We start from the raw sequence: 21,943 nt of genomic DNA, 5'->3' as shown, positions 1-21,943 counted from the left end.
CAACGGTCTCCTTTACTTTGAATTTATAAATTGAATAAGAGAAAGAGGAGAACTAAAACGGTCTCTAAGTTAAGCCTTACTAGACGTATCAGTCCTCTTTTCTCCTAAAAGTTGCATAGAACCAATTGGAATACCAGGTGTTGTAGCACCCAATAAAGGAAATAGTTTTTGCAACATAAATTAACTGTCAATTTTAAAATTATGAAAAATTACAAAGAAGCCATTGGTATCGATGTATCAAAGAAGACTTTGGACGTTAGCTGTCATCTATTGGGCAAGCACAAGGTATTTGCGAACGACATAAGGGGGTATCGTTCCATGTTGTCCTGGGTGGGAAAAGAAGTGAAGGAATCCTTTTTTTACTGTTTTGAGAACACGGGGAACTATTCCTTGAAACTGTCCTGCTATTTAAGTGGGCAAGGTGTTGATTATGTAGAGGAGAATCCGTTGAGGATAAAAAGGTCCCTTGGTCTGGTACGGGAAAAGAGCGACAAGGTGGATTCCCGGCTCATAGCAAGATATGCCTGGTTGTGCAGGGAAGAACTGACCATGAGCGAGGCAAAGAGTTTGGTTTATCAGGAGTTGGGGAGGTTATTGGGCCTTCGTGATCAAATGGTACGCAATAGGGCGGGGCTATTGGGCACCTTAAAGGAGATGGAACATTTGTTGGGGAGTCCATCCACGGATATAGGCTGTATTTGCATTAAGAGGACGATAGCTTCACTTGATAAACAGGTCAAGGCCATTGAGGCCAGAATGGATCAGATACTAAGGGAGGATGAGGAATTGTCGGGCAATTACGGACTGTTGCTTTCTTTACGTGGGATTGGTTTTGTGGTGGCGTGCCAGCTGCTCTATCACACCCAAAACTTCCGGCAATTCGATTCATGGAGAAAATTCTCGAGTTATTGTGGTCTGGCTCCCTATGACCACCAATCCGGTAGTGGTTTGAGAAGGAAGAGACAGTGTCATTGGATCGGGGACAGAAAGATGAAGACTTTGTTGAGTATGGCAGGTATATCGGCAATACAACATGATCCGGAGCTCAGGGCGTACTATAAACGAAAAATAGCGGAAGGGAAGCCTAAGATGCTTGCCTTGAACAATGTCAGGAACAAACTTTTGGCAAGGGCATTCTCAGTAGTAAAAAGAGGAACGCCATATGTGGTTTTACAGCAATACGCGGCTTGACAATAAGATCTAAATAAGTTTGGATTTGATCTTGGAATACGTATAACCGTCAGTTACGGGATTAAAGTTAATGATTTTCGGTTAAGCACTGGCGTTAGCAATTCCGAGTGGATTCGGACGTAGTCGAATCCGCCGTAATTGCGGTTATACATTGTTGCCCACAGTATTTTATTTTCAGAGTTCAATTCCGTGTTTTTTTAAAGTCGTATTGAACCAACCTTTGTGGTCTTTCCAAACTTCGTCTGTTCTTAATTTATTTATTGCAATATTTTTAAATTCCTCGTTCTTGCTTTCCAATAGTTTTTCTATAAATGAGTGCAAATAGAAAACTTCATTTTCAGTTTGAAATTTAGCTTTCGGAAAGTCAGTTGTCAAATATTTGTCTAATTTCTCCGAGTATTCGGATTGGTAGAATTTGGCTAAATACTCGAATGCATACGAATTGTTTTTATCAAAAGCTAATTCCTCAATTCTTGGTAAGTAACTGTCTTTATGCTTCCTGTTTTCAAAGGTTCTGTCGTAAAGCAACCAATATATTTCTTCGTTCGAATAAATAATTATACTATCTAATTTTTCCATTATCAAGTCAGTCGCAAGAGCTTTTTTCATTGCTAAATCTTGCTCGTAATTATTTCCTTTAACTTTTTGAGAAGCCTCAATCCTTATTTTGTTCCAATATTCGTGATAGATAATTGAAGAAATCGGTTCAACGTCCATTATACAACCCTCAAAAGTTTCAACCATTTCATTTTTCTGTAATTCAGTTGATAGTAATTCTGGAACGTTTCCTTTGCCAGATTGAATGAGTTCCATTGAAGCGTAAGTCCGAATTGTCGCATTTTTATGTTTTGACAATTCAGTCAGTTCTTTGTCGGATAGTTTTTTCTTTAATTTTTGAAATCTCTTGTATTGTGGACTAACAACACAACCATATCCTACACAATCAGATTCAACTCTATTGACTTTAATTATTGAATCGATCAACTGTTCTTTTGTTTGCGAAAAACAAAGACTAATTGTCAAACTAAATATTATCGTGAGTAGTTTTTTCATATTGTGGGCAACGGTCTCGGCTCGTATGTTTACGAGCATATAATCTATTATTTATAAATATAGTAGTTTCCCAATAATAAATAAGAGCTATAATAGAAGGGACAGAGAGGTCTCGGCTAGATACATTGAATGATATCGTTTCATAGAAATCCCGCCCTTCTATAATCTTCTTGGAATCCGGACAGTACCTAGACCCTGTTCACAGAGGTCGAATCAAATGCGAGCAAGGATGATAAAGAGGGTTATGGCCTTAAAAAACGATATTATGGAAAAGCGGTTGAAACAAAGTCTGGGTATCGATGTCTCTAAATTGGGTTTATCCTTGTCCCTTGGGTTCCTAACGGATAAACTGGGGAAGGAATTCATATCTCATCCAGATGTGCCCAATGACCTATCAGGTTACAAGGAGGTTTTAAAATGGTTGAAGACATCAGTTGATGGCACTGTCGACCTAGTGGTCGTCATGGAAGCTACGGGGGTCTACCATCAGGGTATCGCCCATTATCTGTACTCACATGGCCATGCGGTCAGTGTAATGCAATCAGGTCGTGTAAAGCGCTATGCGCAGAGTCTGGACCAGCGTTCTAAAACGGATGCCCTGGACAGTAGAATGCTCAGTATGCTGGGACTTGAAAGGTCCCTTCGTCCATGGCGACCGCCAAGCGAGGAACTATGGGAACTAAAGGCATTGAGCAGGGAGCGCAGTTCTTTGCTAAAGGACAAGGTCATGGAGACCAATCGCCAAGGAGCCATCGATTCGGGTGTCCATGGTAACACCAAAGCCTTGAAACGGCACAGGGACAGACTGAAACTTCTCAACCGCCAAATAGCAATGGTAGAGGAGGAGATGAAAGAGATCGTATCAAAGAACGAAGTGCTGGGAAGAAAGATCGGTTTTATGATGAGCATCCCTGGTATCTCTTTTATATCGGCCGCAACGGTAGTAGGTGAGACATTGGGCTTTGAATCGATAACCAGCGCAAAACAACTGACAAGTTATGCCGGTTACGATGTGGTATTGCGGGAATCCGGCAGTTTTAAAGGAAAGACCAGAATCAGTAAAAAAGGGAACAGTCATATCCGGGCGGTCATGCACATGCCCTCGATGACCTGTGTGCGCTGCAACCCGACATTGAAAAAGTTCTATAATAGGCTAAAGCCCAAAAAAGCAAAACCATTGGTGGCCTTGATAGCCGTTCAGAGAAAGCTGTTGATATTGATGTACACCCTTTGGAAGAGCGAGAAATTCTATGATGCAGCTTATGAAACAAAAAAGCAGCAAAAGCGCAAAGCCCTTGCTGCGCAGGATAACAATTTGATAAATCAACTTGTTTCCTAAAATTATAAGGAAAAACTTGTTTTTTGACACAGTACCTATGATTTCGTTGTGGTTGGTGGCTGGTGAGCGACGGCGCGGGCCGGTGCGATTTTCCAGCGAGCCAAAGCCGCGTTACAAAAGCATTCCTGTTATTATTAGTTTTCTTAAAAGTAGGGAATTTAGTTCAAGGCAGGAGGAAACAATGAATTATAGCCAGTGTTGTAGCCAGTTTTTTATTAATCTAATTTTTTTGGCTTAAATATTCTGTCCAAAATTCTATTGTTTTTCTTAGCTCATTGTCAAAGATTAAAACCTCATTGTTAGGTAGAACTATTTTTAAAATAGTTCTGTCAAAGGTAAAGTCGAAGGTATTATCAAAAACCCCCTCCTTTCTTTCCGTCGACTTTATTTTAGGTTTGTGGAAATCCAATTTATAATGTTTCGAACCATTAGATATATCATGCATTATTTGTAAGCTTGGGCAAAGTCCTTTTATATGTTTTTGGAAGTCCTTGGGTTTTGGAAATTTTTCTTCTAAACCAAATTCGTGGTAAATCCATTCAGTCAGATGCCATGAAGTCATGGCACAATTCAGTGCTATTCTCGAAGAATTGTCAGAATTTGAATAATCTTCGAAATCTGCAATTAACTTTTCTAAAAAGTCATTTGAATTTCTGATGTCAAATGAAAGATGATTCATGTGTTAATTGGCTACAACGGCGCGGCTATGAACAGTTGCGTGTTTTAGCACGAACTTTTGCAAGTACACGATAAGCTGAAAATTCTTGCGGAATTTTCAGGATAAGCCTGTAATAGCAATTGTTTATAGCCATCTTAAGTTTGATTCTGATTAAATTATAGTCATAAATCAGAAAGAACAAAAGAGAGGAACAAGGTCAATATAGCCATAGGAAGTATCGATTCCGTCAACATTGATGACCCCCTCTCTTTTCCACTCAAGAATTCGTTCAGTTCTGTGAGACCAAGATCTCGATTTCAAGTTGTTGAAGCTCAAGTGGAGCGTCCTTTCCAAAACATTTTCCTATGAATAAAGATAAAGAAATCCACGGAGTGGACATCAGCAAGGATGTATTTGATGTGTTCGACCATGAGGGTGTTCACCATCAGTACCCGAACACCTTGAAGGGGTTCAGGGATTATTTCAGGTGTTTAAACCCCAACAGTCTAGTGGTAATGGAGGCCACTGGTTATTACCATTATCTATTGGCCCAGTTCCTTTATGACCAGGGCATGGCCGTATCGGTCGTCAACCCTTTGTCCGTAAAACGTTTTGTGCAGATGAAGCTTTCCAAGGTCAAGACGGACAAGAGCGATGCCAAGGCCATAGCGGAGTACGCCAAGGTCAACGCTGTTCCCCTGTACGACGGCAAGGGCGAGGACCAAGCTGAGAGCCTCCAATTATTGGCTTTGATGGACATCTATCTCAAACAGCGGACACAGGTAAAGAACAAGCTGCACGGTGAAAAGGTCCTGGGCATACCCTCAAGGGCAGTCCATTCATCCTTGGTGCGAACATTGAAAAGCCTGGACAGGGAGCTGGAGGCCCTTCAGTCGAGATTGCTAGCATTGGTCAAGAAAACACAGCAAAGGCAGCTAACGAACTTGAAGAGCATACCGGGACTTGGGGACAAGACGGTGGCCTTGCTGATCATATTGACGGATGGCTTTACCAAGTTCGAGAATGCGGGACAGTTATGCAATTACGCGGGAATAACCCCGACGACCAGACGTTCGGGCAGCAGTGTAAGGGGAAAGAGCAGGATAAGTAAGGTCGGTAACAGAAAATTGAGAAATCTATTGTTCCTATGCGCTTTTTCCGCCTGCAAGCACAACAAAGCGTGCCGGGAAATGTATGAACGCATAACGGCCAAGGGAAAAAGCAAGAAACTGGCATTGATAGCGGTATCGAACAAACTGTTGAAGCAGGCATTTGCCATTGCAAAATCTGGGCTGCCCTATGATGAAAACTATGTTTCGAAATTAAACTAAAAGAACTTGTTTTTTAACTCAGTTCTTTGTTGCCACCAGTTATTTTATTCCGATAATTTTTTCAATCGGTTCGTTAATATAATCAAATTCAAGTTTTTTCATTCGGTGTATCGGACTGTCAAATCCAATAATATTGTGGCCACTAAATGACCTTAAATCCAAAACTCGAAATTTCTTTTTGTATTTAGTCAGCGTTTGGTTTTTCAAGTCCACAATTCCGATTCTTTGGAATGTTCCGCTAAAAAATGACCTGTCCCAAATCGGTATTGCAACTTTTTGTCCGTTACGAGTCCAGATTGCTGGTCCGCCACAATTTTCGGGAATCAAAATTTCCTTACTGTCATTAAGTATTACTTTACATTTTCCACTCAATGGTGCACCCATTCCAACTTCGTTAAGATTCGAATATTCCACTGTTGCTTTATTTTCATTTTCTTGTCCGTTTGGGTTGGCATTCGGAAAGTCCCAAGCATTTGGATATTTCAGAGAATCCATTGAAAATCCAACTATTCTGCCAATTGAGAGTTCGTCAAATTTTAATGCTTGAAGTATTGTTCGAGCTTTATATTTGTCTGACTTTTTGGCTTTATCAAACTCGTCCATTAATCCACTCACATAAAGGCGTTCGTTCCCTGTCATTCCTTCAATTCCGACAACGCTATTTGCTTTTTCGTAGATTTCTTCTTTGGTCATCTCTATAATTGGTGGCAACGTGTTAGTGTATGATTTCGTTGCGTGATTAAGCACTAAAGTTAGCAAATAATCACAGATAGAAAATTCCAGCGGAATTTTCGTAAGTAAGCCTTTACTAGCAATGAATTATACACATTGTTGTGGGCAGTTTTTTAAGGTCTGATTATCACTTTTACATTTAGTCCGTTTTCTTCTTGTCTATTTAAGTCGTTTTCTAATCCTCTCGGATTTCCAATTAGTCCTTCTGGGTCATAAGTAAAGCAAAGTAGCGTTTCACAATCTGGGTGAGATTTATAACGTGCAATATCGTCAATTAGTTGAGTTCCTAACTCCTTCTCTGTTAAACCTTTTCTTGTTTTCTTTACTTCGATTATTATTTTGTAATCTTTTAGTAAAAAATCCATTCTGCTATTTTTTCCAGCGTAACTTGGTGTCCACTCTTCGGGTCTAATATCGTCAAAATATAGATGAAGTAACGAATGTAATAAGTTTTGCATATCGTATTCATCGTTTACATTGAGCGTTTCACGAGAATCATATCGGTATCGCAACTGCCTTACAATTTGATGGAATTTATCGAAAAGATTGAATAATGGAATTGTTGGGTCAAATTTCGGCTCTTTGTCGCTATTGATTAAACCAAAATTCAAATCCTCTTTAACTGATTCTAAAATGCCAATTCCTTCTTGTGCTGAACTTTTGTACGCCTGTTTAACGTTTGATTTAAAAGTCTCAATATATGGACTATCTAAAGGTAGAATTTCGCCAAAAAAACTTAAAACTTGTGTTTTCCAAGCGATGAATTTTCCACTATCAAGAGTAGTAAAACCTATCATATGTGAAGGATTTGGTCTATGTGTATTCAATACACTTTTTCCTTTTTCAATCAGTTTTTCTAATCTTTCTTTTTCGTCCATAATTTTTTTTTCAAATTGCCCACAACGGTTTAGGCTATGGTTTCGTTGCGGAATGATTCGGCAGAATTATTCCGCCGTAAACCAAACATTGCAAATAAGCAGGAATTTCCGATAGGAAATTCCGCCGCAATGAACTATAGCCAGTGTTGTGCATAGTGTTTTTATTTTTTAGGTTTCATTTTCCAAATAAGCCACGTCACTAAAAACGAGACAGTAATTAGCAAAATAGAAACTCCGATATCATTCAAATTCCAATTTGGACTTGGAACATAGTCTCTATGAAAATCCACTAAAGTTCCAAATGTCACTTTGTAGGTTGTCCAAAGTCCGTGCAACAATGCAAATCCAAAAGCGCCAATCCACATTATTTTTTTATTTATAATAATCGGTCCAATCAACAGTAGAGTAGAGACAATCATTAAAATCAGCATATCAATTCTGAATGGGCTAAAATCATATTTATATTTCACGAAATTCAGTCTGACAAATATCCACAAGAGTAAAATTCCACCGTAAATCAGGCGTTGTTTTTTTTCGTTTTTCAGATATTCAGTTATAGAAATTCCGTTTTTCAATTCAGTTGATTTTCAGTTCTCCGTAACGTTGCTTTACATTATGCACAACTTATTTATATACTCAACTTTGTTTGTCATATACTTCCAAAAAAGTTGGCTATGTCCAAGTTTTGTGAAGTATTGTTCAGTATGTTTTCCATTTTTACTTACTATGTAATATAAAGATAATTATCAGTCATCAAATGGGTTGTTGATACAAATCTCGGTTACAACGGTATAGATCATGGTGGTCTTAGGATTATTTAGCCCCAAAAGTTTTTGGATATACCTGATATCGGTTCCACTTTTCTGCAAAAGTGTTACAAAGCATTGAATTGAAGATTGATTAGGGGAGTTAATCATTATGTTTTTAATGTTGAAAATAAATAGCTTTAATATTATTACTATTTTTATGTCTAGTTAGACACATGAAAATTGTGTTCAAAAGTTGTTTTTTGCTTTCCGTGTTCTTAACGGGAATGTTCTCAAGATTAAGGTGTTAAAACACTGACTATTAAATATATATAAATCGGATGTGGTTTCTGCCACCCCGACAGAAATGGTTTTTTTAGCAACAAATTAAACCATAAATTATTGAAAACCAGAAAATTAATTTTTTCTGGTTTTTTTTGTGCCCATCTGAAACCAGGGAGAAAGGTGTCCTATAGGGTGTCCTATTTTAATCGGAATGGATTTCGTATATTGACGTTCATGATTCGATATTTCGTGTGATTTGACTTTCGCTTAACGGATTGTTCCACTAAAAGCGAAACACATGGAAACCTCTAAAACATTCAGTATCAGATTTTGGCTCAAGAAAACGGCCAAAAGGAAAAACGGGCTTGTTCCCATCTATGCCCGGATCAAGGTCGATGGGATTCCCTCGGACCTCAGTATCAAGCGCACCACTTTGGAAGATCATTGGTGTCCTAAATCAAATAGATTGAACCCAAGGGTAAAGGGGGCCAATGGTATCAACAAGTACCTTGATGATGTCTATGCCAAACTTTTGGACTGCCATAGGCAACTGTATTCCGAAGGTATGGTAATCACCTCCAACGCCATTAAACTGCGTTATCTCGGAGAGGATAGGACATTAAGGACTCTTGAAGATATTATCAAGTACCACCGTGACAAGGAAATGCCAAAACTTGAACCCGGCACTTCTAAGAATTATGGGGCAACGGAAACCTACCTAAAACGGTTCGTAAAGAAAAAGTTCAACTCACAGGACATCAGGCTGTCCTTCATCGATTATACCTTCGTTGTTGAATTTGAGAATTTCCTTAGAAATTGTACTCCGATCAATAAGGCTCAGCCACTGACCAACAATGGTATCATGAAGCACATGGAGCGGTTCAAGAAATTGGTGGGCATAGCCTTTAAGTTCAGGTGCATCCCCCAAAACCCCTTCAACCAGTACAACATGAAGTTTGAGGATTACGACAGTGATTTTCTGGAAGAGGCCGAAATTCAACGCTTGGCTTCTGTTGGAATCAGGGATAGTGTAGCCTTCCCTAAAAATAGGACAGCTTAAAATTAGAATTTTCTAACTTTAAATTTTAACTGTCACATGAAAAAAAGCAAGTTTACCGAGAGCCAGATCATCAAGGCACTGAAAGAGAACGAACAGGGCCGCAAGGTCGGTGATATATCCCGGGAGTTGGGGATCGACAAGAGCACTTTCTACTATTGGCGCAAGAAGTACGGGGGCATGGAAGTTGCCCATATGAAGCGCTTGAAGGAGCTTGAGGAGGAGAACCGCAGGCTCAAGCAGATGTACGCCGATGCCAGTTTGGACATCCGTATGCTCAAGGACGTACTGTCAAAAAAGTTCTAGGGCCTTCCGACAAGAAGCAGCGCGCCAAATATCTCCAGGAGACGTATTCGGTATGCATATCGCGTTCCTGCGGGGTGCTGGACCTTGCGCGGTCAATGTGGTACTACCATAGCAGAAGGGACGACACCGAGGTGATCGACGCCCTTTCCAAGCTGACCGAAGAGCTGCCGACAAGGGGATTCGAGGTATATTACAAGCGTTTGCGTCGCGAAGGCCACAACTGGAACAGAAAACGGGTGCTGAGGGTCTACAGGTCCATGAACCTAAAACTCAGGAGGAAGCACAAGAAGAGGCTTCCCGCAAGGACCAAGAACCCATTGGAGGCCCCGATGGAGCTCAACGAGGTCTGGAGCATGGACTTTATGGCCGATGTACTGTCCGATGGAAGGAAGATAAGGGTGTTCAATGTCATGGACGATTGCAACCGGGAGGCCCTGGCCATGGACGTGGGGCTTAACTATCCGGCGATAAGGGTCGTGGAGACCCTATCACAACTGGAGGAAGAAATAGGCCTGCCAAAGACCATACGCTGCGACAACGGTCCGGAGTTCATATCGAAGACCCTATCGCAATGGTGCAAGGGCAAACGGGTGGAGCTGCAGTTCATCCAGCCCGGCAAGCCCATGCAGAACGGATATATGGAACGCCTTAACAGGTTTTACAGGGAGGATGTGCTCGATGCCTATTGGTTCAACGATCTGCACCAAGTAAGGACGCTGACCCAAAAATGGATGGAGGATTACAATACAAAGCATCCCCATTCATCCATCGGCGATATGCCTCCAAGGGAATACAAGAACCGTTTCGGGGAAGAATTCTTCCCCGAAACGGACGACATTAATGATAATTTTATGAATTTAGCGATGTCCTAAAAGGGGTAAGGCTACAATAGCGGCAAGGGCATTGTAAAGGATATTTTTCTTTTTGCATGTTATACAGGTCTCAGCTATATTGAGGTCAAGCTCCTCAAACGGGGCGATATTGTAACGGGTATCGATGGGGAGGAGTGGATCAATGTCAAACGGAAAAAGACCAAGACCCCGGTGAGGGTTCCACTTCTATCCCAGGCCAAGGGGATATTGGATAAGTATTCGGATTTTCCCGATGTCAAAAATGGGCATACCCTTTTACCGGTCTATTCCAATCAAAAAGTAAACAAATACCTAAAGATTATTGCAAGCAATGCCGGAATCAAAAAGCACCTGACCTTTCATGTGGCCAGACACACTTTTGCGACCACTATTACCCTGATGAACAATGTCCCCTTGGAAACGGTATCCAAGCTATTGGGGCATACCAAACTTTCGACGACCCAAAAGTATGCAAGGGTAGTGGAGAAGAAGATAAGCAAGGATATGGCCCAGTTAAAATCTGTTCTGGAAACAAACGAAAAGAAAGAAGTTGTAAATGGCGGGCAGCCTTTGGCCAACCTACGGATCGTCAGATAAATTTAATAGCTTATGTGCTTATTTTCTTATGGTGGATTTTTGAAAAAGAATAAAAAACCAATAACAGCCAAGACAATGCTGCCAGCAATTATAAAAGGGTAGTAAAAACCACCTGCGAGTAACCAAGTCCCTAAAACAGGCCCTAGAATTTGACCAACGCTATTAGTAGAGCTCTGAATAGAAATGTTCCTGCCAGTATTTTGCTTTGATATTAATGAGACCGCAGAAAGTAAATTTGGGGTTACCATAGCACCTCCAGCAGCGAAAACAACGATTAACACATATACCAAGTATTCATTCTTAAAAAAGGGAAAGACAATTAAGGATAATCCAGATATAAACAACCCTAATGCAATTTGTTTCTTTGTGGATAAAAACTTCTCTCCGTAAGTAGCGAACAAAGGTTGTAAAACAGCCATTATTGAACCACATAGCATAAAACCAATACCTATTTGGTTACTGTTAAATCCTAATTCATCTTTCCCATATATTGAAAAGACAGTTTCAAACAGCGTTACTACAAATTGGATGACAAACGACAGACCCAGTAATACGACAAAATATTTGGTAAATGTGAATCGCAAGCTCGCTTTTTGTGTTGTGAACGTATGTACGCGAGTGGTGTTTTTTAACCATTTTGCTACTACAAATAAGACTATAAGTCCTAGAAGAGCGGCAAACAAAAAGGGTACTGAAAATCGGTCTAAATGCAGCAGACCTATCGTATATTTTAAATGAAGGTCAGTTTGAGACAGAAAGCCACCAATGACAGGGCCAAAAATAACACCAGAGCTAATGGCAACACCCGACCAACCCATTATTTTTGTTCTTCGTTTTTCAGAAGTAATGTCGCTCAAATATGCGTTGCTAACTGGAATAACTGATGACGTGAAAATACCACCAAAGATGCGAGCAACATATAGCATCGTCAATGATGTAGCAAGACCGGTAAGTAATTGCATAATTACAAAGCCGATTAGCCCAACAATGATAATGGGTTTACGGCCGTATTTATCGGATAGCCTGCCCCAGAGTACAACGAAAAGAAGCTGGAAGAGCGGATAAATACTGGTCAAAAAACCAATATGAAAGTTAATCGAATCAGTATCTAGGTTATCTCCTAAAGCTAATCTTTCGGTATAGTAGGGAAGGGTTGGCAATAAAATACCATAACCCAACATCACTACAAATAAACTCAACAGGATTAAAGATATCCTGTTGAGTTTTTCTTTTTTGTCCATTTATTTTTTACCGATTTTTCGCTTTAATAATTGCGCATTAATAGCTACTATAATAGTACTTAAGCTCATAAATACCGCACCAACCGCAGGACCTAAAACAAAACCTGAAGAATATAATACACCGGCTGCTAAAGGAATAGCCACGACATTATATCCTGTAGCCCAAATCAAATTCTGAATCATTTTATTGTAGGTGGCTTTCCCAAAGAGAATTAAATTGGCAATATCCTGTGGATTACTGTTGACCAGAATAATATCGGCAGTTTCAGCTGCTACATCTGTACCTGAGCCTACTGCAATTCCTACATCGGCTTTTGCGAGAGCGGGCGCATCATTAACACCATCACCCGTCATAGCTACAAAATCACCTTTGTTCTGTAACTCTTCTACAATTTCAACTTTTTGATGTGGCAATACCTCGGCGTAGTAACCATCCAATCCAAGTTTTTCACTCACAGCCTTAGCGGTTTTTTCATTATCGCCAGTTGCCATTAGAACTTTAATGTTATTCTTTTTAAATATTTTGATTGCCTCGGCAGATTCCGGTCTTATTTCATCAGCAAGCGCAATGTAACCTGCCAGTTTCCCATCAATTAATACAAACACGACAGTTTCAGCGGCATCACTATAAGCGTCTTTTGGGATGTCTATTTTTTCATCTCTTAAATAGCCAGGACTTACTACCTTAACTTCTTTGCCTTCAACATTTGCCTCTACACCCTTACCTGTAATTGCATTAAAGTTTTCAGGTTTTGGAATGGTTATGTTATCTTCTTTTACTTTTTTAATAATCCCAACAGCTATTGGATGTTCAGAACTTTGTTCCAATGCACTTGAAAGTCTTAAAATTTCCTCTGTTGAATAAGTCTCGTTAACAGACTCGATTCGAGTGACACCAAAATCACCTTTGGTTAGTGTTCCTGTTTTATCAAAAAGCAAAGCTGAAATTTTTCTGGACTCTTCAAACGCAGTTCTATTTCGAATAAGCAATCCATTTTGAGCAGATACTGCCGTAGAAATCGCAACCACCAATGGAATAGCAAGCCCTAATGCGTGTGGACAAGCAATAACCATAACGGTAACCATTCTTTCTAAAGCATAGACAAACGGAAAGCCTAAAATCAACCATACTGCTAATGTTCCAAAACCAATAGCCAAAGCGATATAGGTTAACCATTTTGCAGCCCTATCTGAAAGGTTTTGCATCTTGGATTTGGTTTTTTGTGCTTCTTCAACCATTTTGATAACCTTGTTGAGATAGCTATCCTTTCCAGTATGTTCAACTTTTACTTTTAAGGTACTATTGCCATTTACCGAACCACCAATAACCTTATCGTTTTCATCTTTTTTTACAGGTTTAGATTCACCTGTGAGCATAGATTCATTTAGGTAACTGGAACCGTCTACTATTATTCCGTCAGCCGGAACTTTTTCACCTGGTTTTACCAAAATCACATCATCCTTCAGTAAATCTTCGAGAGGGATGTCTTCTATGGTGTCGCCTTTTACCCTATGCGCTTCTGCAGGCATCATACTCACCAACAACTGTAAGGCTTTTGACGCACCTAACACACTTTTCATTTCTATCCAATGGCCAAGCAACATTATGGATATAAGTGTTGATAGTTCCCAGAAAAAGTCTTCACCTCTTAAACCAAAAACGGTAGCAGTACTATAAAAATATGCTACAGAAATTGCCATAGAAATCAAAGTCATCATTCCTGGTGCACCTTTTTTGACTTCAGACCAAAACCCTTTTAAAAATGGCCAACCACCATAAAAATATACAACAGTGGAAAGTGCAAAAAGGATATATGGATTTCCTGGAAGTAAAAATTCATAACCAAAAAATTCCTGAATCATTGGCGAGAAAAACAATATGGGAATGGTAAGCACAAGTGTTACCCAAAACCGTTTTCTAAAGTCTGCAATCATCATTTTATGATGGTCGTGACCCATTTGACCGTGTCCCGGATTGTGACCTGAATGGTCTCCATCTCCATGATTCATTTTAGAATGGTCTGCTTTTTTTTGTTTTTTCTTAGAGTGGTCCATTTTTGAATGGTCCATTTCTTCGTGATTGTGGTGTTCGTGATTTTCCATTATTGTCTTGTTTAAGTGTTATCGTAATTTTTTTCTCATTGCTTCCGATATGTTTTCGGCATAGACGCCATAAGCATCTACTAAAAGACCTTTAAGCTCTTTTTTGGAAGATATTGCATATAAAATGCTGTTATCATCGGTACTGCTCATTCCTTCAAAGCGATATATTTTATCCACTTTAAAATCTTCTGGTCGAATCTCAATTTTCAGGGAAGCACATTCCAGACATTCAGGTTTTAAGTTGAAATCATAAGGGTATTCGTTTGTCTGCAAATCGTTAATAGCTTCTGAAAGGGTGTTATAATTTTTCATTTATTTTTATTTATAAGTCATTGTAAAATAACTGTTGTCTTCTTCGGTAAATTTTTGAAAGGTCAATAGACCTTGTGCATTTAATTTCTCGTTAACAGTATAATTGAGTTGCTTAATGCGAATTCCCAAGGCATAGGCCTTAATGTTAATTTTTGAATTAATATTATTTTCGCTATTATTAAATTTTCGGTCGTAAATTTTTATGGTACTTTTTGAGCCAAAAAAATTCAACAAGCCCGAATCAAAACTCATTTCTAATTCTATATCTTCAAGATTGTCCAAATCATAGAGGTCTTTAAATTTTTTAGAGGTGGTATTAATTTCGGTCTCCTTTGATTTTGGGCTGGAAAACGGGAAAGCCATTACCATTATACTTGCTTCATCAGGCTTGCAACGATAAGTTGTGGTGTATTTATCGGTCGATTTTTTGTCTTCATCGAACAATTCCGTAACCACCTCAATTTCATAGTATCCATTTTTCTTTATTGTTTCACCAGCTTCAAAAGTTTGTTTGTTTAAAAAAGAGCCTTCTTCATCAAAATTTTCTCGAACAACAACTCTACCTGAAATCTGCCCAATAAGCATTTCAGTTTGTCCAGTCATTGTGATGCTGAATAAAGTGATTAGTACTATAAAGCCTTGTTTTTTCATATATGGTGCATTAATTTTTTTACCTCTTTTGCCATAATATCACTTAAATCTATTCCATTTGAAGAGTGTGGGATGGTATTACAAGTCACTATTTTTTCTACTCCGGAATCCAATAAATCTTGATAGGCATTTCCTGAAAAAACGGCGTGAATGCCTACACAAATAGGTGGTTTCATTCCTGCTTTTTTAAGATGTTGTACGGTTTCAATCATTGTTCGGGCTGTGGAAATAATATCATCTACCAAAATGGGTGTAGCATCTTTATATATATCCACATCGGGAACAGAGACTTCTACATCACGGTCACCGTGACGCACCTTTTGTAATACCGTAAATGGTGCTCCTGCATTTTTGGCGACTTCTGATACCCATTGTTCACTTTCAGAATCAGGTCCGATAAGTACCGGGTTTTCGATATTTTCTTTAATCCATTCTGAAATTGCGTCGGCAGCGTGAATCACTTTATTTGGAATTTGATACACTTCTCCCAACGAACTAATTCTGTGCAAGTGAGGGTCAACTGTGGTAATGCTATCGGCGAAACCAGAAATCAATTTTCCGAAGAAACCGGAAGTCACTCCTTCTCCTTCATTAAATACTTTGTCCTGCCGCATATACGCCAAATAGGGTGCTACCAAACAGGTACACATAGCTCCTAATGATTTGGCTGTGTGGCTTAAAAAATATAGTGACAACAGTTTTTCGTCCGGTTCGTGCAAGGTGCATACCAGTACCACACATTTATCTTTAACATCAGACAATATGCGCGTGTATGATTCCCCGTCAGGGAATTTCCTTAATGTGGCTTGACCCACTTCAGCATCCATTTTTGTAGCCATTAGTTCTGTGAGTTCTTCATTTCCGGGAAGACTGAATAATATTGTTTTCATAGTATGTTCTTTAATTTATAGTTATGATGTCGTTATGGTTGTTTTCATATTCCAAGGCATAATTAAGTTCACCTTTGGATTCAGCATATATGGTATAAAGCAGTTGGTTCTCTTCGATTTGTTCTCCCAAATGCACATTTAGAAGAATCCCTGCCGATTTAGATTGTGGTGCTCCAGAAAGCTTGGCCAGTTTTGCAATTTTACGGTTATCAATTCGTTGCAAAACGCCTGACTTTTCAGCTTTAATTTCAATTTTATAAGGTGCTAAAACTGGTTTTGAAAATTGACCTTGCGCCTTACAAATGGCTACGAATTTTTCATATGCTTTTCCAGATTTGAGAATTTTATGTGCGGTTTCCTGTCCCTTTCCTTTTTCTACTTTTCCAGAAAGTTCTAATAGTTCAGTAGCTAAAAGCAATGCTCTTTCTGTTAAGTCTTTAGGTGCATCTTCCTCATTTTTCAAAACTTTTAATATATCTATGGCTTCTAAAGTTGGACCGATACCCCTTCCAACAGGCTGCGTGCCATCCGTAACTACAACTTTTACATTCAACCCAACAGCAGTTCCAACGGTTTCCATATGATTTTTTAGTTTTTCTGCCATTTCGGTACTGCGAACCTTGGCGGTTTCTCCCACGGGAATATCAATGACCACGTGAGTAGAACCAGCTGCTGCCTTTTTAGAGAGTACTGAAGCGATGAGCTGACCTTCGCTATCAATATCCAAGGCTTTTTCAATTTTAATGAGCACATCATCGGCAGGACTTAACTGCGCTGTACCGCCCCAAACAAAACATCCGCCTTCTTTTTCTACTACGGTCTTTATTTCCTCGGAAGAGAGCGTAACATTGGTCAGTACTTCCATTGTATCTGCTGTGCCTGCTGGCGAAGTGATTGCCCGTGAGGATGTTTTTGGCATAGTAAGCCCATACGCGGCAACAATGGCAACTACCAATGGTGTTGTCCTATTGCCAGGCAATCCGCCAATACAATGTTTGTCGACCACGATATCCTTGTTCCAGTTCAGTTGCTTTCCGGAAGCAATCATTGCTTTCGTTAGGTCGGATATTTCATCAATATCCATTCGGTCGCCAGCACAGGCAGTAATAAATGCCGAAAGGTGGATGTTGGAATAATCGCCTTCCACGATATCGGTTATGATGTTGTTATAGGCCTTATAATCCAGTTTTTTGTTATAGATTTTTGCCCTGACGTGGCTTAAGGATTCAATAGGCTCTAAATGGGAAACATATAATGTATCGTTTGGGGAAACATTGAGTTTTTTCGCGGCAGCATCTGATAGTCCGATTTCATTAGGCAACAGAATATCAGAATTCAGGACATTAAGACTTGCTACGATTGATGTATTTGCATTGGATATTCTTATTCGGGTAAGTGCCTCAAACCCTTCTGAAATACAGACGTGGCAATCTTCGCGCATATACACTACATTTTCGTTTTGGGTATAGATTCCGAGATGTTTATATTTTAATATGTTTGAGTGTGTGTCCATATTTTATTGGTTGTTGTGATTTTTCGATTTATTCTATTTCTTCGATGGTGTATAATTGCGGAATTTCTGCATCCCACCCATAGGTTTCCTTGATGCCTTTTTGCAATGCTTCTGCACTCTCTTTTTCACCGTGTACAATGAAAATACGTTCGGGTTTGTTTTTTATCTTATCCATCCAGTCCATAAGTTCTGCGTGGTCTGCGTGTGCCGAAAGCCCTTCAATTTCTACTACTTGCATTTTAAACGGCACCCATTTTCCATATACTTTTAGTTCTTTTTCACCTTCCAATAATTTTCTGCCACGAGTGCCTTCAGCTTGATAGCCTACAAAAAGTAAGGTGTTATTTGGATTTTGTGCCTGTGTTTCAAGATAGTTTAGCATTCTTCCCCCTGTGAGCATTCCGCTTCCTGCAATCACGATTTTTGGTTTGTAATCTGTTCTTAATTCCATTGTTTCACGATAACTGCTAACAACTGTAAAGTGTGAGCACATTTCGTCACATTCGTTGTCTTCCAATCTGTGCCAATCCCGAGTTCTATGAAACAGTTCCAATACGTTGGCACCCATCGGGCTGTCCATAATCATTTGTACTCTGGGGATTTTCTTTTCTTTCAATAATTTCCAAAAGATGAGCATCATTAGCTGGGCACGTTCTACCGAAAAGCTTGGGACAAATAAGCTACCATCTCTGTTGATGGTATCATTTACTAATTTTTCAATATGTGGAAGTGCTTCTATTTCATCGGGATGAAACCTTCCACCATAAGTGGATTCAATGAAAAGCACATCCGCTTTTTTTGGTTTAAGGGGTGGATAGAGCAATAAATCATTGGTTCTACCAATGTCTCCTGAAAAGACAAAACGTTTTCCGTGCACATCCAACTCAATATAGGTTGCACCCAGAATATGTCCGTTGTATTGGAAGCGAGCCCTAATACCATCAAATAACGGAATCCATTGTGATTGTGGAATTCCTTTAAAGTGTGGGATAGTTTTTTCTACATCCTTTAAATCGTATAATGGTTCTGCGGGACTATGTTTGGAATAGCCTTCCTTATTGGCACGTTCGGCTTCTTGCTCCTGTATTTTTGCACTATCATTCAAAATGATTTTTGCAATGTCCAAAGTAGGATTCGTACCATAAATGGGACCATTGAAGCCTTGTTTTACCAATCTGGGTAAATAACCTGTATGGTCCATATGACCGTGGGTAAGCAAAACAGCATCAATATCACCTACATTAACAGGTGGGTACTCCCAGTTTTTAAGGCGTAATTCCTTTAACCCTTGGAAGAGGCCACAGTCTATAAGTATCTTTCTATCTCCTGTATCCACCAAATATTTTGAGCCAGTCACGGTGCCTGCCGCTCCCAAAAAGTGGATGTTTATTTTTTTGTTTTTCATCGTTATAGTATTTATTAATGTCCACCACAACAGGAAGGCGTATTTCCTTTGTCTTGGTTCGATTTGCTCAATTCCGCTATTTCGTTATATAGATTGCGGGAATCCTCTTTTATTACGAGTGCCAACTTCTTTACGGATTTAGGCTCGAAGTGTACCATACCCAATAATATTTCGAGGGCTTCTTCAAGTAGTTTAGAATCATCTTCCAATGCTTGGTAAAATGGCTCTAAATCTATACGGTTCTGTTCTTTCAGTTCTTCTGTTTTCATTTGTCCTATTTATTTAGATTAAAAATTTAAGTAGTGCTCTAATGAATTCCACATAATTCTCTTGAATCTTCGAGAACCTTTTTGTGTCTTGATTTTGGCACTCCTACTTGTTCTAAAATTTTTGGGGTTTCGTGAAGCTCTTTACAGAGTACGATGCCTTCATCTAATAATTTTGTTTTTTCAGCTTTAGTAAGTGTTGTTAAAGCGGTTAAGGGATGTAGCCCAGATTTATCTATTCTGTCCTTGAGACCATTTCCTCTTGGATAATCCCAACTGCTTAAAAGCATTCCAACACATTTCCCGTACTGAATGGCATCGGTTGTGAAACGCGTATTGGTGTACACAGCTCCTTTATGAAGTTTAGCCTCGTGACCTTTTTGGTGTTCCCATTGCTTTTCTACGTCCAAAAACCGTGAATGGATATATAATGGGATTTTTACATTACAAAATCTGCCTTGGTCGCTATGGTATTTGCATTCAATCATATAGTGTTTGTTTTCTTTTTGGGCGATAACATCAACTTCGTGCTGTACACAATTACCTTGAACAATAACTCCCACATTTGTGCTAAAGCCTTCCATCTCTAAAATCTTACCAACAAATTTTTCAAAAGGAAATCCTGATGGCCCTAATTCCATTATCGCTTTTTTTAGCTTGTATTTTGAGGCACTTACACGAGATTTACGCTTAAGCATTTTAAATGCCATCTGATAGATTTTTTTTGTGGTAATTCCATCATAGAGTTGACCTTCGACTTGTTCAACTATTTGCTGAATTAATTCTTCGCTCGCTTGTGAACGCCTTAAGGAATTGATAAGCTTATCTACATCAAAGGCTACCACATCACCTGAATACTTTACTATGTTGATTGGATTTTTCATTTTTTAATATGTATGGTCATTACAGGTAGAGAAGAATGGTTTGTAACACCTTCGGCAATACTTTTTGAAAATAGGCTCAAAAATCCCGTTTTTCCGTGGGTGCTCATTGCAATTAAATCTGCGGGCTGATGTTTTAAAAATGTATTGATGCCTGCCTCTACGGAAGACTCATTATGGACGCTCATTGAGAAGTTCTTCAGATTGGGGAATTTTTCAAGAAATTCCTTTACAGGATTTAAGCCAAGCTCTATGCTATTAAAGTCAGTTTCTGTGTTTACTCGTAACAAATGGATTTTAGCATCGCATTTTTTGGCTATTGACAAGATTTCTTGAAATGGATGCGTGACATCCTCTTCAAAAGAAGAAACAAATAGAATGTCCTTGAAGGGAAACGTTACATCCTCTTCTTTGACAACGATAATGGGTGCATTGGCTTTTCGAACTATTTTTTCAACATTACTACCCGTAATTTCTCTAATGACACCTTTGGTTCCACTGCTGCCGGTAACGATGAAATCGTGATGGAAATGACCAGAATGTTCTAAAATATCTTTCTGTCCCGAATCAAATTGAAGAAAAGTTCGACATTTAAGACCTTCGTGCTCAGCCTTTTTTTCCAGTTCCCGCAATTTTGATTTAACGACTCCAATTTCCTTTAAAGTTTCGGGATACCTTTTTTCTTTTTGTTTATCCAGTTTTACCCAATCAACAGGGGTAGTCATTTGATGTAAAAAGTGTATCTCTGCATCGTATAGTTTGGCTATTTCGATACCAAGATTTGCTGCTTTAGTGCAGTTTTTCGAGAAATCGGTAGGTACGAGTATGTTTTTCATAATTTTAGTTTTATTGTTTTTCTTATTGGGCGGTATAGCCACCATCGATAACCAGTTCGGAACCGGTCATAAATTTGGATTCATCAGAGGCCAGATATACAACTCCGTACCCTATATCGTCAGGTTCTCCCAAATGACCAATTGGATGTAAACTTTCCAATTGTTTTTTGCCTTCTTCTACGTCACCTTGAGCCTTGAGAAAATTCTCTACCATTGGGGTCCAGATATAAGCAGGATGGATAGAATTGATACGGATGCCATAGCCTTGTTTAGCACAATGTAGGGCGGCAGATTTAGTGAAAATGGTAACACCGCCTTTACTTGCGTTATACGCAGGTAAATTGGGGTCACCGATAAGTCCTTCAATGGAAGAGAAGTTAATGATGGAACCACCTTCATCTGTTTTCCTCATACCTTTTATACCATATTTGGTGCCTAAAAAAGTGCCATTTAGGTTTATATCTATAAGGTTTTTCCAATCTTCAAGGGTTACATCTTCAACTGTTCCTCCGAGCCCTATTCCAGCAGAATTTGCTAAAATGTGTAATTTCCCATAAGTTTCAAGGGTAGTTTCAATAACGTTTTTCCATTCATCTTCTTTGGCAACATCTTGTTTAATGAATATGGCCTCACCACCGTCTTCTTTTATTTGTTGAACTACTTTTTTACCACCTTCTTCGTCTATATCGGACACGACTATTTTTGCTCCTTCTCGTGCCAATAGTTTAGCACTTGATTTTCCCAAACCAGATGCTCCTCCTGTGACAATGGCTACTTTATTTTTTACTCGTTTCATAATTTTAAGATTTAAGTGTTACTAC

22 protein-coding genes are annotated in these 21,943 nt (G+C 39.2%); 6 read left to right on the top strand and 16 right to left on the bottom strand.

Going from position 1 to position 21,943, the window contains the following annotated elements:
• Positions 1-201: 201 nt before the first annotated feature.
• Positions 202-1,191 carry a transposase gene (locus EO132_RS08335; RefSeq protein WP_127136571.1) on the top strand — a complete coding sequence of 330 codons (990 nt, stop codon included), beginning with the start codon at positions 202-204 and terminating at the stop codon, positions 1,189-1,191.
• Positions 1,192-1,365: 174 nt separating this feature from the next.
• On the opposite strand, the gene EO132_RS08330 is transcribed toward EO132_RS08335, so the two are convergent.
• Complete coding sequence (locus tag EO132_RS08330) at positions 1,366-2,175, bottom strand: hypothetical protein (RefSeq protein ID WP_205780335.1); 810 nt, start codon at positions 2,173-2,175, stop codon at positions 1,366-1,368.
• A 334-nt stretch (positions 2,176-2,509) separates the two neighbouring features.
• Between EO132_RS08330 and EO132_RS08325 the strand changes: the two genes are divergently transcribed.
• Complete coding sequence (locus EO132_RS08325) at positions 2,510-3,583, top strand: IS110 family RNA-guided transposase (RefSeq protein ID WP_164732302.1); 1,074 nt, start codon at positions 2,510-2,512, stop codon at positions 3,581-3,583.
• A 220-nt stretch (positions 3,584-3,803) separates the two neighbouring features.
• On the opposite strand, the gene EO132_RS08320 is transcribed toward EO132_RS08325, so the two are convergent.
• A complete protein-coding gene (locus EO132_RS08320) occupies positions 3,804-4,262 on the bottom strand; it encodes a hypothetical protein (protein ID WP_127137427.1) in 459 nt (152 codons plus the stop codon).
• A 344-nt stretch (positions 4,263-4,606) separates the two neighbouring features.
• Here EO132_RS08320 and EO132_RS08315 point away from each other — a divergent pair, with 344 nt between their 5' ends.
• On the top strand, positions 4,607-5,572 hold the full coding sequence (locus EO132_RS08315) for an IS110 family RNA-guided transposase (protein ID WP_127137426.1): 966 nt from the start codon (positions 4,607-4,609) through the stop codon (positions 5,570-5,572).
• Between the two features lie 39 nt (positions 5,573-5,611).
• On the opposite strand, the gene EO132_RS08310 is transcribed toward EO132_RS08315, so the two are convergent.
• The 3 genes from EO132_RS08310 to EO132_RS08300 all read right to left on the bottom strand — a co-directional run bounded on the left by EO132_RS08310 (position 5,612) and on the right by EO132_RS08300 (position 7,757).
• Complete coding sequence (locus EO132_RS08310) at positions 5,612-6,265, bottom strand: hypothetical protein (protein WP_127137425.1); 654 nt, start codon at positions 6,263-6,265, stop codon at positions 5,612-5,614.
• Between the two features lie 152 nt (positions 6,266-6,417).
• On the bottom strand, positions 6,418-7,182 hold the full coding sequence (locus EO132_RS19220; protein WP_164732301.1) for a PD-(D/E)XK nuclease domain-containing protein: 765 nt from the start codon (positions 7,180-7,182) through the stop codon (positions 6,418-6,420).
• Between the two features lie 161 nt (positions 7,183-7,343).
• Positions 7,344-7,757 carry a hypothetical protein gene (locus EO132_RS08300; RefSeq protein WP_127137424.1) on the bottom strand — a complete coding sequence of 138 codons (414 nt, stop codon included), beginning with the start codon at positions 7,755-7,757 and terminating at the stop codon, positions 7,344-7,346.
• Positions 7,758-8,511: 754 nt separating this feature from the next.
• Between EO132_RS08300 and EO132_RS08290 the strand changes: the two genes are divergently transcribed.
• From EO132_RS08290 to EO132_RS08280, 3 genes are all read left to right on the top strand, one after another.
• Positions 8,512-9,273: a phage integrase SAM-like domain and Arm DNA-binding domain-containing protein gene (locus EO132_RS08290; RefSeq protein WP_127137423.1), complete on the top strand. Its 762-nt coding sequence runs from the start codon at positions 8,512-8,514 to the stop codon at positions 9,271-9,273.
• A gap of 36 nt (positions 9,274-9,309) precedes the next feature.
• A protein-coding gene (locus tag EO132_RS08285) for an IS3 family transposase (RefSeq protein WP_235856414.1) occupies positions 9,310-10,448 on the top strand; the annotation gives its coding sequence in 2 pieces (ribosomal slippage) (positions 9,310-9,571 and positions 9,571-10,448; 1,140 coding nt in all).
• A gap of 30 nt (positions 10,449-10,478) precedes the next feature.
• Positions 10,479-11,024 carry a site-specific integrase gene (locus EO132_RS08280; protein ID WP_313781226.1) on the top strand — a complete coding sequence of 182 codons (546 nt, stop codon included), beginning with the start codon at positions 10,479-10,481 and terminating at the stop codon, positions 11,022-11,024.
• A 26-nt stretch (positions 11,025-11,050) separates the two neighbouring features.
• On the opposite strand, the gene EO132_RS08275 is transcribed toward EO132_RS08280, so the two are convergent.
• From EO132_RS08275 to EO132_RS08225, 11 genes are read right to left on the bottom strand one after another with little or no spacing between them, the layout of a single operon-like run.
• The gene (locus EO132_RS08275) at positions 11,051-12,265 is read right to left on the bottom strand and encodes an MFS transporter (protein WP_127137422.1); all 1,215 of its coding nucleotides are present in this window, start codon (positions 12,263-12,265) and stop codon (positions 11,051-11,053) included.
• Complete coding sequence (locus EO132_RS08270) at positions 12,266-14,368, bottom strand: copper-translocating P-type ATPase (RefSeq protein WP_127137421.1); 2,103 nt, start codon at positions 14,366-14,368, stop codon at positions 12,266-12,268.
• Positions 14,369-14,386: 18 nt separating this feature from the next.
• Complete coding sequence (locus EO132_RS08265) at positions 14,387-14,680, bottom strand: hypothetical protein (protein ID WP_009778877.1); 294 nt, start codon at positions 14,678-14,680, stop codon at positions 14,387-14,389.
• A 6-nt stretch (positions 14,681-14,686) separates the two neighbouring features.
• Positions 14,687-15,331, bottom strand: a complete 645-nt coding sequence (locus EO132_RS08260) for a hypothetical protein (protein WP_127137420.1) — start codon at positions 15,329-15,331, stop codon at positions 14,687-14,689.
• Positions 15,328-16,221 carry a ribose-phosphate pyrophosphokinase gene (locus EO132_RS08255; RefSeq protein WP_008616396.1) on the bottom strand — a complete coding sequence of 298 codons (894 nt, stop codon included), beginning with the start codon at positions 16,219-16,221 and terminating at the stop codon, positions 15,328-15,330. Before EO132_RS08255 ends, EO132_RS08260 begins: the two co-directional genes overlap by 4 nt.
• Before the next feature lie 10 nt (positions 16,222-16,231).
• Positions 16,232-17,734 carry a thymidine phosphorylase family protein gene (locus EO132_RS08250; RefSeq protein WP_008616398.1) on the bottom strand — a complete coding sequence of 501 codons (1,503 nt, stop codon included), beginning with the start codon at positions 17,732-17,734 and terminating at the stop codon, positions 16,232-16,234.
• Between the two features lie 28 nt (positions 17,735-17,762).
• Positions 17,763-19,139 carry an MBL fold metallo-hydrolase RNA specificity domain-containing protein gene (locus EO132_RS08245; protein ID WP_127137419.1) on the bottom strand — a complete coding sequence of 459 codons (1,377 nt, stop codon included), beginning with the start codon at positions 19,137-19,139 and terminating at the stop codon, positions 17,763-17,765.
• Positions 19,140-19,153: 14 nt separating this feature from the next.
• Positions 19,154-19,408, bottom strand: a complete 255-nt coding sequence (locus EO132_RS08240) for a hypothetical protein (protein WP_009778882.1) — start codon at positions 19,406-19,408, stop codon at positions 19,154-19,156.
• A 38-nt stretch (positions 19,409-19,446) separates the two neighbouring features.
• Positions 19,447-20,289: an ATP cone domain-containing protein gene (locus EO132_RS08235; RefSeq protein ID WP_127137418.1), complete on the bottom strand. Its 843-nt coding sequence runs from the start codon at positions 20,287-20,289 to the stop codon at positions 19,447-19,449.
• The gene (locus EO132_RS08230; protein ID WP_117159490.1) at positions 20,286-21,122 is read right to left on the bottom strand and encodes a universal stress protein; all 837 of its coding nucleotides are present in this window, start codon (positions 21,120-21,122) and stop codon (positions 20,286-20,288) included. The genes EO132_RS08235 and EO132_RS08230 overlap by 4 nt, the downstream gene beginning before the upstream one ends.
• Before the next feature lie 22 nt (positions 21,123-21,144).
• Complete coding sequence (locus EO132_RS08225; protein WP_009778885.1) at positions 21,145-21,918, bottom strand: SDR family oxidoreductase; 774 nt, start codon at positions 21,916-21,918, stop codon at positions 21,145-21,147.
• Between the last annotated feature and the right edge of the window lie 25 nt (positions 21,919-21,943).

The sequence above is a fragment of the Flagellimonas oceanensis genome (assembly GCF_003992595.1).
GTDB classification, from domain to species: domain Bacteria; phylum Bacteroidota; class Bacteroidia; order Flavobacteriales; family Flavobacteriaceae; genus Flagellimonas; species Flagellimonas oceanensis.
Note: the sequence above shows the minus strand (reverse complement) of the source record. Positions and strands in the feature narration are given on the sequence as shown.